Origin of the sequence: Williamwhitmania taraxaci (genome assembly GCF_900096565.1) — a bacterium.
GTDB classification, from domain to species: domain Bacteria; phylum Bacteroidota; class Bacteroidia; order Bacteroidales; family Williamwhitmaniaceae; genus Williamwhitmania; species Williamwhitmania taraxaci.
In genome coordinates this window covers 1-13,180 of the sequence record NZ_FMYP01000086.1, presented here as the reverse complement: position 1 = coordinate 13,180, position 13,180 = coordinate 1, and the positions used below count along the sequence as shown (strand labels likewise).

Below are 13,180 nucleotides of genomic sequence, written 5' to 3'. Positions count from 1 at the left end.
CTCAAAATCATTCAGTGCATAATGGATAGTATGCGGTCTTGAACTTTTGTCTTCAAAAATTGCTCTGTTCTTCCATTTGCTAACTGTTGGCTCAGAGATTCCAAATTTGTTGGCAAGCATCAAATTTGTCAAATTACTTTTGTTTATATCCAAACGCATGTGTAAATTCGTCGTGGCGTTTGAATGATACTCTTGCTTCATATTTTTGTTTTTTAGTGATTGCAAAATTAAGCAAGTTATCATTTCGGAACCAAATCCTCCTCCCTTTTCTCATTCCGCTACGCTCCATGAGAAAAGGGAGGAGGATTAATTCCATTAACAATGTGGTGAAACTTTACAGATTATATGTTAAGAGGGGAGAGATAAACCCTAGCCTTTTTCTAGGCCGACTGTTAAGAATATCTTCGACCCACTGAACCTGCTCATGAAATGATCTGTTTTGCATAAACTTTTTGGTTATCCGATGAAATGTGAAATCCGGAATTAAATCAGTGATGAATCTGTGGGGCAATTATCCGAAGTGTGAATTATGTAATATATTCTTAGAATTCCGTAATACTATCTCCATGTTCTAAATGTAAATTGCGATATGGAACTTCATTCTCAAAAGTATAAAGTCCGATTGGGTTTATTTGTTGCAGGAGGATTAGTCCTTTTTGTTTTGGCCATATTTTTTATTGGGAAACAGAAAAACTTCTTTAATCCCGTATTTAAACTCACATCCACATTCTCGAATGTAGCTGGATTACAGGTCGGGAATAATATTCGTTTTTCGGGGATCAATGTTGGTACTGTTGGCAATATTATCATTATTAATGATACAACGGTAAGAGTTGATATGATGATAAAAACAGACGTTTGGCAGTTTATCAAATCCGATTGTAAAGTTACATTAGGCTCTGATGGGATTATAGGTGATAAACTTCTCATTATTCTCCCTGGAAGTTCTGTCGCTCCTTTGGCAAAAGAAGGCCAGCGTCTCGAATCAATTCAAACAATTGAAAAAAGCGCCATCATGGCAAGGTTGGATGCAACCACTGCTAATGTGGAGGATATATCGCAACAGATATCCGATATTACTGGTCAAATCAATACGGGAAAAGGTACATTAAACGCGTTAATACGCGATTCAATCCTAGCTGCGAATTTTAATCAAACCATAGCAAATTTGAATATGTTTTCCAGAGGTTTGATCGGTTCAGATGTTGTGATGGCAAGTCTGAAAGTAACAGCATTAAATACTGAAGATATTTCGCACCAACTTGCATTGGTTATGAATAGATTAAACAAAGGAGATGGGACACTTGGTCAACTTATTCAGGATTCAACTATAGTTGATGATTTAAAACAGACTTTAGCGAATTTTAAAAAGAGTTCACAGGGATTGACCGGAACCGATTCCATTATGGCTAAACTGAACGTTACTGCGGGTAACGCTGAAATTATTTCGCAACAACTTACAAAAACGATGCATGATATTAACAAAGGGAATGGAACGCTCGGAAGGTTAATAAGAGATTCAACCTTTGCCGATAATTTGAATCAGACCATGATCAATCTTAGAAAGAGTTCTAAAGGATTAGATGAAAACATGAATGCGGTCAAACATAATTTTCTTTTTAGAGGTTATTTTAAAAGAAAAGCAAAGGAAGCAGCTAAGAAAGAGAAAGAATTAATTGAACTGAAAAGCAGTAGTCTAAAAGATTAAAAATCAGAAAACAATTAAACGGACTTTAAATAGAGCTCTGTATCAACAATACGATTGAATTTAAAATACAAATTGATTGAAAAATATAATAGACATATCGAGTTCTGGTAAAGTCGTTTCGGTGCGTGGAAGCGTAGTTGACATTCAGTTCGACATGCATTTGCCAACGATAAACACGGTGTTGCATGCAGGAGATCATGAGCAAATCATAATCGAGGTGCAGGAGCAACGCGATGCACATCATGTTCGTGGCATTGCATTGACTCCCACGCAGGGCTTAACGCGTGGCATGGTTGTAGAAACTTACGGTAAACAACTTAGCGTTCCGGTTGGAAAATCAATCATTGGACGGATGTTCGATGTTTTTGGCAATACTATTGACCAAGGTAAGGCATTATCATCGGATGTTGAATGGCGAAACATACACCAACTGCCACCATCATTGGCAGAGCGATCAACCAAATCGGAGATTTTTTTAACCGGAATTAAAGCAATTGATGTATTGGTGCCTTTGGAGCGCGGCGGAAAAGCAGGTCTTTTTGGTGGTGCCGGTGTAGGTAAAACAGTTTTGCTTACCGAGATGATCCATAATATGGTGGGGCACAACAAAGGTGTCAGTATGTTTTGTGGAATTGGTGAACGATGCCGAGAGGGACAGGAACTTTATCATGATATGAAAGCAGCGGGTGTGCTCGACAATATGGTTATGATGTTTGGTCAAATGAATGAGCCACCGGGTGCTCGCTTTCGTGTAGGTCATGCAGCACTTACAATGGCCGAATATTTCCGCGATGATGAACATCGCGATGTGTTACTACTTATCGATAATATTTTCCGTTTCATTCAGGCCGGCATGGAAGTTTCTGGTTTAATGGGACAAATGCCTTCACGGTTGGGGTATCAACCCACCATGGGAACCGAGTTGGCAAAATTGGAGGAACGAATTGCCAATACTGTGGCTGGTGCTATCACCTCTATTCAGGCAGTTTATGTGCCTGCCGACGATCTTACCGACCCTGCTGCTGTGCATACATTTGCCCATCTTTCCGCTTCAATTGTGCTTTCGCGAAAAAAAGCAAGCGAAGGTCTTTACCCGGCTATCGACTTGCTACAATCCAGCTCAAAAATGGCTACACCGGGAATAATCGGTGAGCGGCATTATAATCTTGCACAAGAAATCCGACATACGCTCGCTCAATACGAAGAGCTCAAAGATATTATTGCCATGCTTGGCTTGGAACAATTATCGGTTGATGACCGAAATTTAGTAAACCGTGCCAGGCGTTTAGAACGTTTCCTTACTCAGCCATTTTTTACGACCGAACAGTTCAGTGGCATGAAAGGAAAAGAGGTTGCTTTGGACGATGCCCTAAACGGCTGTGAGCGCATTCTTGCCGATGAGTTCAAAGATTTACCCGAGAGCGCATTTTACATGATTGGAGTCATTGACGAAGCAAAGGAGAAAGGAGATATAGCTAATACTAAAAAGAACTAGACATATAGGAATATACCTGTTTAAATGACACTATTATGAACATTCAGGACAAAACCAAGAAAGAACTCATAAGTGAGTTACAGGAATTACATCAGGAGAATGATTCTTTAAAAAAAAATTATGAGGATATTGCCAAATTTAAGAATGTTGAGTCGGATTTGCTTGCATCTGAAATTCGTTATCGCTCGCTTTTTGAATCTGCGAAAGATGGCATTTTGATTCTGGATGCAGAAACGGGAAAAATTGTTGATGTGAATCCATATTTAATCAATTTATTGGGTTTTTCTCATGACCAATTCATCAAAAAATCAATTTGGGAAATAGGAATATTCAAAGATATAATTGCTAATCAGGATAAGTTTATTGAATTGAGGGAAAGTGGATATGTCCGTTATAGTGATTTACCACTTGAGACTAAAGATGGTCGCAAAATTAATGTAGAGTTCGTAAGCAACGTGTATTTAGCAGATAATAAAAAAGTAATTCAATGTAATATTCGTGATATTACCGCACGAATAAAAATTGAAAAAGAGTTAATTAACGCAAAGGAAAAAGCTGAAGAAAGCGACCGCTTAAAATCTGCATTTCTTGCCAACATGAGCCATGAAATTCGGACTCCCATGAATGGTATTCTTGGGTTTGCCGAATTACTGAAAAAACCTGATTTGAAAGGCGAAAAACAACAAGAATATATCAGAATTATCACGAAAAGTGGCTTACGTATGCTCAATATAATTAATAATATTATTGATATTTCGAAAATAGAAGCGGGGCTAATGGAAATTTACAAGAAGGAGTCGAATATAAATGAACAGTTGGAATACGTTTATACCTTTTTTAAACCTGAGATTGAAAGAAAGGAATTGCAATTAATATTAAGTAAGAAATTACCACTGAAAGAGGCCATCATCAATACCGACCCCGAAAAAATTTATGCAATTCTAACTAATTTAGTTAAAAATGCCATAAAATTCACGAACAAAGGGTTAATAGAATTTGGGTGTATTCTAAAAAAGGACACTGAGCCTGTCGAAGTGGAGTTTTTTGTGAAAGATACAGGAATAGGGATTCCAAAAAATATGCAAGAGGCAATATTTGAGCGCTTTATTCAGGCTGACATTTCAGATATTCATGCTTTACAAGGGTCTGGACTGGGTTTAACTATTTCAAAAGCGTATGTGGAATTATTAGGAGGCAGAATGTGGGTAAAAAGTGAAGAAGAAAACTTGCAAGCCGGAAAGGCAGGGGGCTCAACATTATACTTTACCATTCCATATAGTATTAAACCGGAAGATATACCTGTAAATACTGCAGTTGTAGAAAAAGATGAAACAAAAGATAACATTCAAAATTTAAAGATTTTAATTGCAGAAGACGATGAAGCATCGAAAATCCTTCTATCAATCGAATTAGAAGAATTCGGCAGAGAGATTTTGATAGCTAAAAACGGTTTTGAAGCGGTGGAATTATGTCGCAATAATCCAGACACCGATTTAATATTGATGGACATCCAAATGCCTGGAATGAACGGTTATGAAGCCACCCGACAAATACGAAAATTTAACCACGATGTGGTTGTTATTGCACAAACCGCCTTTGCCCAATATGGCGACAGAGAAAAGTCAATAGATGCAGGTTGCAACGATTATATTTCAAAACCTATTAATAAAGCAGAATTACAAACATTAATGCATATGACTTTTAATGTATTACATTGATTGTAAATTAGAAATAACAGAAATTAACGCATTTAACTGAAAATATTACCGAAATGCAACCTAAATAAAAACAGTAATGGACTTAAAAATACTTCTACCGTGTAGGGTTTTCGCTGAAATTAAAAACGTCAGCAGTATTGTTGCAGAAACCAGCGAAGGTTCCTTTGGTTTATTACCGCAAAGAATCGATTGTGTTGCCGCTTTGGTTCCCTGCATTTTTAAGTATGAAACAGATTCGAAAATATCTCATTACTTGGCAGTTGATCAAGGAATATTAGTAAAGGTAGGTTCAGAGGTAGTGGTATCGGTTCGTAATGCTTTTGGGGGTACAGATATTGGGAAACTAAACGATTCAGTAGAAAAAGAATTTACGAAGGTGGAGGATAGTGAACGGGATGCTCGTTCCACAATGGCAAAAATTGAGAGTGGATTCCTTTTAAATCTGCAAAAATTTCGAAAAGAATGAAAACGGAATTAAGCGATAAAAATAATCAGGACTTGTTTCGGAAACTGGTTAAAGAAAAAGCCCATCGTAAACTAAAGGCCCAGCATAATGATCAAAAAAGTGTTTGGTTTGGATTGGGAATGATGGGAATAGTGGGTTGGACTATTACTGTTCCTACATTACTTGGAGCAGGGTTGGGTGTTTGGCTTGATAAAAATCATCCCAATACATTTTCATGGACACTTAGCTTATTGATAATAGGCTTACTGGTTGGATGTCTCACTGCCTGGCACTGGATTTCCAAAGAACATAAAGAAATGAACCAAAAAGACGAGGAAGATGAGTGAATATTTATTTATGATACTGGTACTTCTAGTTGGATTAGCATTAGGAACTCTATTCTTTGGTGGTCTTTGGTTTACAGTAAAAAAGACAATTAATGCAAAGGCACCAGCTATTTGGTTTATCAGCAGTTTCTTTTTGCGTGTAAGCATTGTAATGATTGGGTTTTACTTTGTGGCTCAAGGAAGTTGGCAGCGGTTAATTATTTGTTTGGTGGGCTTTATTGTAGCCCGATTCGTTGTAACACATATAACCAAATCAATTGATTTAATACCTCAAAAAGACATTTATCATGAATCTTAGTCCCGACGAAACCATATTTTGGCAGCATGGCTTTTTCACCATTAACCTTACCATTGTAACCACATGGGCTATAATACTGGTATTGGTAGTAGGTTCTGCATTAATTACCCGTAAACTTAAGACAGGTATACATATTTCGCGCTGGCAATGTGTTCTCGAGATGCTTGTAACAGGCATAAACAATCAAATTAAAGAAATTGGTTTAAAAAAGCCCGAAGAATATATTGGCTTTATCGGAACGCTATTCCTATTTATCGTCATATCAAATGTTTGTATCATATTCCCTTGGTATGAACCGCCAACAGGTTCACTTTCCACTACCGCAGCACTTGCTATTTGTGTTTTCCTTGCCGTTCCATTTTTTGGGATTGTAAAATCAGGTATTGGAGGTTACCTTAAATCATACCTCAAACCCACATTTATTATGCTGCCATTTAACCTAATAAGCGAAACTACGCGCACACTCGCATTAGCCGTGCGTTTGTTCGGCAATATTATGAGTGGCGGAATGATTGTGGCCATACTCTTAAGCATTACTCCCTTTATATTTCCCATTGTAATGCAAGCACTTGGACTACTTACAGGAGTGGTGCAAGCTTATATCTTCAGCATTCTGGCTACCGTTTATATTGCAGCGGCCGTGCATGATTCTAAATCGTCAGATCAGGAAACAATAACAACTAAATAACAGGAGGATTGATTATGGATAGTGTTTCAATTATTGCAGTAGCATCAATTATTACTGCTGGGTTTTCAACAAGTATTGGATGTATGTTTCCGGCTATGGGCGAAGGAAAATCGGTTTCAACTGCTTTAACCTCAATTGCTCAACAACCCGATGCAGCGCCAACTATTACACGTACTTTATTCGTGGGATTGGCTATGATTGAGTCAACAGCTATATACTGTTTTGTAGTTTCTATGATTCTTATTTTCGCTAATCCATTCTGGAATTTTATTATCGCAAAATAATACAATCAAAATGCAAATAAACTGGTTTACTGTAATAGCGCAGGTACTTAATTTCCTCTTATTAATTTGGTTACTCAAGCGGTTTCTGTATAAGCCTATACTCAAAGCTATTGATGAACGCGAAGGAAAAATTGCGACGCAAATAAAGGATGCCGAAGCGAAAGACGCATTAGCTAAAAAAGAACAGGCCGAATTCAGCAAGAAAAATGAAACTTTCGATAAGCAACGGAAAGATCTTATGGAAAAAGCTATTGCCGAAACGAATGAGGAACGCCAGAAGCTACTTGAAGCTGCAAGGAACGACGCTAATGAGTTGCGTTTGAAACTGGAAAAATCATTGGAAGAGATGCAGGAAAACCTGAATCGCGATCTTGCAGAAAAAACCCATCATGAAGTTTTTGAAATAGCAAGAAAAACACTTGTCGACCTTGCTTCCGTTAGTCTTGAAGAACAATCGGCTAACATCTTTATAAAGCGTATCACTGAACTGAAAAATGAAGAAAGGAAGCAATTTATCGATGCTTTTAAATCCGTTTCAACCCCGGTTATTGTGCAAAGTGCGTTTGATTTGCCGAAAAAACAGCAAACTGAAATTGAAAGTGCAGTAAATGAAATACTTGGTGCGAAAACTAATTTTCAATTTAATACTACACCCGGAATAATCAGTGGTATTGAGCTTACGTCAAATGGGTATAAGCTGGCCTGGAGTATTTCAGAATATCTAGATTCCCTGAAAAAGAGTATTTCCGAAACGAGGAAAAAAGAACCACAAGTTGAAGCGAACGAAATTATTAAAGCCGCACCTAAGGTTGAAGCGAAAGCAAAACCAAAAAAATAAGGTTGATTTTTACCATGAGTAATAGTCGAAAATGAAATTTTCAATTTTTCTTTATTTGCCGTAGGCAATCAATATAGCTAGAACATGAATTATTCACGGAGATGCTTTGTCCGTCGGACATAAACTTTTATTTAAGATTAATCTCCTACGGAGAACACATTAAATAATCATTGTTTTCTATTGATGTTGAACTCCTAACGGAGTATATTATTTATCGAACTCAGGTTGAACGCAAAACATTAAGCAAAATCAAATAATAAAAATCATGCCAGCAAACCAATTTAAAAAAACGATAAATACCACATTCGATGAGTTGGAAAAAGGCAGGAATAATTACAAACCTTTATTTGAGCTCCGCGAAGTTGGCTATGTTGTAAGCGTATCTGCGGGAATTGTCAAAGTTTCGGGCCTTCCAAATGTGGGTTTTGAAGAGTTATTACAGTTTCCGAGCGGATTATTTGGCATAGCTTACAATATTGATGAAGATGAAATAGGTGTAATTCTTCTTGGTGAAGATTCTCTTTTGAATGCGGGTGATGAGGTGCAACGTACCGGCCGGGTAACGGATATACCTGTGGATAATTCATTAATTGGTAGGGTGATTAACCCATTAGGTGAGCCTATGGACGGCAAAAGCATCGTTTCATTTAAGCAACGACTACCGATTGAACGTCCTGCACATGCCATCATGGATCGCAAAACCGTTTCAGTTCCTCTGCAAACTGGATTAAAAGTTATTGATGCCCTTATACCTATTGGTCGGGGACAACGTGAATTGATTTTGGGCGATAGGCAAACAGGCAAAACAGCCATTGCCATTGATGCCATTCTTAACCAACAAGGCAAAAATGTGCTGTGTGTTTATTGTGCTATTGGTCAGCGAGCTTCTTCTCTAGCAAAAGTAATTGCAAACCTCGAAGCTAAGGGCGCTATGGAATATACCATTGTGGTTACAACCGAAGGGAACAACGCTCCAGGCTTAAAATATATTGCTCCTTATGCAGCGACAAGCATTGCTGAATATTTTATGGAACAAGGTCGTGATGTTCTCATTGTTTATGACGACCTCACACATCATGCGCGGGCTTACCGCGAACTTTCTCTTTTACTGAGAAGACCACCGGGACGTGAAGCATTCCCCGGCGATATTTTTTATATCCATTCAAGATTATTGGAACGGGCTACTCACCTAAGCGATAAGCTCAAAGGTGGTTCTCTTACAGCTTTGCCAATTATTGAGACAGAAGCTCAAAATATATCCGCATACATTCCCACAAATCTCATATCTATTACCGACGGACAAATATACCTTTCCCCTAAACTGTTTGAATTGGGAATATTGCCAGCCGTTGATGTGGGTAAATCTGTTTCGCGTGTTGGAGGTAAAGCACAACTACCGGCATATCGTTCCATTACGGGTAACCTAAAGCTAGACTACTCACAGTTTGAGGAATTGGAATCTTTTTCTCGCTTTGGCACACGAATGGATGACGCTACAAAAAAAATTATCGAACGTGGTAAGCGAATCCGAATGTGCTTTAAACAGCATGAACTTCAACCCATGTCTGTCCCGGAACAAATAATGATACTTCTCGCATTAACCAGTGGGTTGTTCGATAGCATTCCGATTAGCAAAATGAGGGAGGCAGAGGTTGCCTTACAAAAATTGGATGCTGAACTTCCTACCGAAATTCTAAAACGGTTATTCTCAGATAAAGAATTGAGCAGTTCCGACCGGGAAACAATTTTGAAAATGGCCGGGATAATACTTGAACCGTTTCAGGAAAAACCCGAAACAGAACTAACCAATACGTAATGGAAACACAAGCAAGTTTACAGAGAAAACTGAACGGTGCCACAGATCTTAAATCTGTAGTTCGATCCATGAAAGCGATGGCCGCTTCAAATATCGGGCAATACGAGTTGGCTGTTAGTTCACTTGGCGATTACTACCGGGCTGTTTCTTTGGGTATCATTGCTTATTTCAGACAGGAAGAAATTTATACCATAACCGAACAAAACCCACCTAATGGAAACCTCGAGAAAACAATACTTGCCATTGTTTTCGGTTCAGACCAAGGCTTAGTGGGTCAATTTAACGATTCAGTTTCCGATTTTGTATCCCAATCGCTCCACGACTTGCCCGGTAAAGTAGAAATATGGGCAGTAGGCGAACGGGTTCAATTGCTACTTTCAGATATTGGTTATAATACAGCACAGCTTTTCCCTGTTCCTAATTCGGTTAATGCAATTACTCCGCTTGTTCAGCAAATTTTAGTGAAAAGTGAAGAACGGTTTGAGAAGGTAAATACAACTGAAGTTTATATTTTCCATAACAGACCCAAATCACGGGCTGGTTACGAACCTGTAATCCAACGATTGCTGCCATTGGATGAAAAATGGAGGCAATCGCTCACAGAACTTAAGTGGCCAACAAAACTGATACCGCAAGTTATTGGAGGAGTTAGACCAACCCTATTGGCACTTATTCATGCCTATCTTTTTACCACAATGTTTAAAGCATGTGCTGAGTCATTGGCCAGTGAAAACGCAAGTCGTTTAGCCGCTATGCAACGTGCCGAAAAAAACATCGATGAATTACTGGATGATCTTACCCATAAGTTTCATAGTTTACGGCAAAGCTCAATTGATGAAGAGTTGTTTGATGTGGTATCAGGGTATGAGATGTTATCGAAATAAATGTGCAAATGCGTATGGATTTTACTGGTTTACAGACCTTGCCATATCACCTATTATCGTTGACGCAATCGACAAACGCGGTATTGAATTTCTAGAATCGACAGTGAATATTAAAGACATTCGCAGAAAATATCACAAAGAAGTGGAAAAGGTTTTTTTTAATAATTAATAAAAAATAAAAATTATGAAATCGAAAAAACAACTAGGCATTTGGATGGATCATTCAGTTGCCCATTTTATCGGATTAAATGATAACTCTACAGAAAACAAAACCATTACGGCGCAGGTTGGCGAACAGGATGAAGCGCTTAACTCGCGTGATGAAACCATGATACAAAACAAAGAACAAAACGAACTTTCTGGTTTCTTCAAGCGTCTAGGAGATGTAATCATCAATTATGATGAAGTACTTCTGTATGGACCAACCAACGCAAAAACTGAATTGTTAAACCAGTTAACGGCAGATCATCATTTTGATGAGGTTAAAATTGAAGTAAAAACGGCTGAGAAAATGTCTGACAATCAACAACAGGCTTTTGTTCATCAGTATTTTAACTACTCAAAATAGAAAAATATAACAGAACATGGCTGAATTACAATCAACCTCCGTTGCAATTATTGTTGCACATCCCGATGATGAAACTCTTTGGGCAGGAGGAATGATTCTGAGCCATCCCGAGTGGAACTGTTTTGTTGTTTCTCTTTGCCGGGGTAGCGACACCGATCGTGCCCCAAAGTTTTACAAGGCATTAAAAATTCTAAATGCTGCGGGAGCAATGGGCGATTTGGACGACGGACCAGAACAATCGCCATTGAACGAGCAGGTTCTTGAACGTACTATTTTGGAACTATTGCCGCCAAAACATTTCGATTTGGTGATTACCCATAATCCGAACGGAGAATATACCCGCCACATCAGGCACGAAGAGACAGGTAAGACAGTATTGAAACTCTGGCAAAATGGCAAAATATCAACCATTGAACTTTGGACCTTTGCTTACGAGGATGGCAACCGAAAATATTATCCAAAACCCGATGAAAACGCATCTGTATTTCTCCAACTTTCAGAAATGATATGGCAGAAGAAATACAGCATATTAACAGAAACATACGGATTTGAAAAGAATAGTTGGGAAGCAAAAACAACGACACATGCAGAAGCATTCTGGAAATACACTGACCATACAGATATTAAAAAACTAATTAATTGAGCACTAGATTATGAAAGTATTAGTATTATACGACTACCCACCATCACCGGGGGGACTTGCAACTCAGGGAGACCTTCTCTACAAGGGACTCCAAGAATTAGGTGTAGATGTTCATGCTGTTCATTTTGAATCGGCACAGGAAAAGGAATGGTATTACCGTTGGTTTAAGCCGGATGTGGTGGTTGGTGTTGGTTATTGGGGATACACGCCTCATTTGGTGCTTCACCCACAAAGATATGGTGTGCAGCCTGTGCCATGGTTAGTTGCTGATGGATATATCGCCAATTATCAGGAGGTTCTGAATGCTCTTCCGCTCATTTTGGTAACATCCAATTGGGTAAAGGAAATGTACGTCCGCGATGGTATTAGTGGTGATAAAATTGAAGTTTTACCTGTTGGCTGTGATACCGATTCATTTAGACCTTATAGCAAAGATGATCCTAAAATTCAGGCTGTCCGTGAATCTTTAGGTGTTTCGCCTGATCAGCTGATGATTCTCACTGTAGGTGGCGATGCCGCATCGAAGGGAGCACAGGAAGTCATGCAGGCGTTAGCAATCATCGAGGCCAAAGCACCCGATTGGAAATATGTCTGTAAAGTCTGGCCTCAGCCGCGAACTAAAGCTCAAAATCTGCTCGATCTGGAACTGGCAACCCACCTGGGAATTGATAAGAATGTGGTTTATACCACCAATACAATTTCCAGAACATTTATGCCATACCTTTTTGGTGCTTGCGATATTTATGCAGCACCTTCCCGCCTCGAAGGGTTTGGAATGCCGCAAGTGGAAGCAGGCGCCTGTGGAAAACCAGTGTTAAGCATCAAAGCCATGGGAATGCTGGATACACTTATTCACGGCGAAACTGCATTTCTGGCCGAAGTGGCACGGAAAATTGTGGTAAATGAAGTAATGCTGGGTGAAGAATCAGGCTTTGAAGACAACCACAAAGTGAAATTTGATGTGCCCCGCACGGTTGATTACCGAGCAAATGTTCAGGATATTGCTAAGTATCTGAAGATTTTAATGGCCGATTCGGAATTACGCGATAAAATGGGAAAAGCTGGAAGAGAACGCGTGGTTGCGAATTTTGACTACCGTGTCGTAGCAAAACGTTTTGTTCAGATTATTAGCGAAAAATTAGGAATACCTTATATCCGCAACATAAAAGCATAAAATAATCGGGAACCCCTGTAATAATAATCATCACAAGGCTTTCCCGATTAAAATATTTTCACCTACTTAGGTGAAAACTAGATAAAACGGTCGAAGTTGTGCCACCCATTTCGGTTCAAGTTGTGCCAGGCGTTTCGGTCGAAGTTGTGCCACTTTTTTAGGTGCATTTAGGCTATTGTTTCGGTCGAAGTTGCGCCACCCGTTTCGACGCAAATTGCGCCATTGAGCCATTGAAAGGAATGATTTCTATCTTATCGCTGAAACTTAAATCAGG

14 protein-coding genes and 1 pseudogene are annotated in these 13,180 nt (G+C 38.9%); 14 read left to right on the top strand and 1 reads right to left on the bottom strand.

Annotated features, from left to right (window positions below; genetic code table 11):
- Positions 1-201, bottom strand: a pseudogene (locus BLS65_RS18665) (hypothetical protein); the annotation flags it as partial.
- A 388-nt stretch (positions 202-589) separates the two neighbouring features.
- Between BLS65_RS18665 and BLS65_RS15725 the strand changes: the two are divergent.
- From BLS65_RS15725 to BLS65_RS15655, 14 genes are all read left to right on the top strand, one after another.
- On the top strand, positions 590-1,708 hold the full coding sequence (locus BLS65_RS15725) for an MlaD family protein (RefSeq protein ID WP_092440718.1): 1,119 nt from the start codon (positions 590-592) through the stop codon (positions 1,706-1,708).
- A gap of 76 nt (positions 1,709-1,784) precedes the next feature.
- Positions 1,785-3,203 carry a F0F1 ATP synthase subunit beta gene (gene atpD / locus BLS65_RS15720; RefSeq protein WP_262507996.1) on the top strand — a complete coding sequence of 473 codons (1,419 nt, stop codon included), beginning with the start codon at positions 1,785-1,787 and terminating at the stop codon, positions 3,201-3,203.
- Between the two features lie 35 nt (positions 3,204-3,238).
- Complete coding sequence (locus tag BLS65_RS15715) at positions 3,239-4,921, top strand: response regulator (RefSeq protein ID WP_092440716.1); 1,683 nt, start codon at positions 3,239-3,241, stop codon at positions 4,919-4,921.
- Positions 4,922-4,997: 76 nt separating this feature from the next.
- The gene (locus BLS65_RS15710; RefSeq protein WP_092440713.1) at positions 4,998-5,387 is read left to right on the top strand and encodes a F0F1 ATP synthase subunit epsilon; all 390 of its coding nucleotides are present in this window, start codon (positions 4,998-5,000) and stop codon (positions 5,385-5,387) included.
- Positions 5,384-5,713 (top strand): AtpZ/AtpI family protein, encoded by a 330-nt coding sequence (locus tag BLS65_RS15705; RefSeq protein ID WP_092440711.1) that lies wholly within the window; start codon positions 5,384-5,386, stop codon positions 5,711-5,713. The genes BLS65_RS15710 and BLS65_RS15705 overlap by 4 nt, the downstream gene beginning before the upstream one ends.
- Positions 5,706-6,011: an ATP synthase subunit I gene (locus BLS65_RS15700; protein WP_092440709.1), complete on the top strand. Its 306-nt coding sequence runs from the start codon at positions 5,706-5,708 to the stop codon at positions 6,009-6,011. The genes BLS65_RS15705 and BLS65_RS15700 overlap by 8 nt, the downstream gene beginning before the upstream one ends.
- Positions 6,001-6,699, top strand: coding sequence for a F0F1 ATP synthase subunit A (locus tag BLS65_RS15695; protein ID WP_092440707.1), 699 nt, complete (start codon positions 6,001-6,003; stop codon positions 6,697-6,699). Before BLS65_RS15700 ends, BLS65_RS15695 begins: the two co-directional genes overlap by 11 nt.
- 14 nt (positions 6,700-6,713) lie before the next feature.
- Positions 6,714-6,983, top strand: coding sequence for a F0F1 ATP synthase subunit C (locus BLS65_RS15690; RefSeq protein WP_092440705.1), 270 nt, complete (start codon positions 6,714-6,716; stop codon positions 6,981-6,983).
- Positions 6,984-6,993: 10 nt separating this feature from the next.
- Positions 6,994-7,821, top strand: coding sequence for a F0F1 ATP synthase subunit B family protein (locus BLS65_RS15685; protein WP_092440703.1), 828 nt, complete (start codon positions 6,994-6,996; stop codon positions 7,819-7,821).
- A 265-nt stretch (positions 7,822-8,086) separates the two neighbouring features.
- Positions 8,087-9,637 carry an alternate F1F0 ATPase, F1 subunit alpha gene (locus BLS65_RS15680; RefSeq protein WP_092440701.1) on the top strand — a complete coding sequence of 517 codons (1,551 nt, stop codon included), beginning with the start codon at positions 8,087-8,089 and terminating at the stop codon, positions 9,635-9,637.
- Complete coding sequence (locus BLS65_RS15675; protein WP_092440699.1) at positions 9,637-10,521, top strand: F0F1 ATP synthase subunit gamma; 885 nt, start codon at positions 9,637-9,639, stop codon at positions 10,519-10,521. The genes BLS65_RS15680 and BLS65_RS15675 overlap by 1 nt, the downstream gene beginning before the upstream one ends.
- 184 nt (positions 10,522-10,705) lie before the next feature.
- The gene (locus tag BLS65_RS15665; RefSeq protein WP_092440695.1) at positions 10,706-11,089 is read left to right on the top strand and encodes a hypothetical protein; all 384 of its coding nucleotides are present in this window, start codon (positions 10,706-10,708) and stop codon (positions 11,087-11,089) included.
- 16 nt (positions 11,090-11,105) lie between these two features.
- Positions 11,106-11,732: a PIG-L deacetylase family protein gene (locus BLS65_RS15660; RefSeq protein WP_092440693.1), complete on the top strand. Its 627-nt coding sequence runs from the start codon at positions 11,106-11,108 to the stop codon at positions 11,730-11,732.
- Between the two features lie 10 nt (positions 11,733-11,742).
- Positions 11,743-12,906, top strand: coding sequence for a glycosyltransferase family 4 protein (locus BLS65_RS15655; protein WP_092440691.1), 1,164 nt, complete (start codon positions 11,743-11,745; stop codon positions 12,904-12,906).
- The last annotated feature ends 274 nt before the right edge of the window (positions 12,907-13,180 follow it).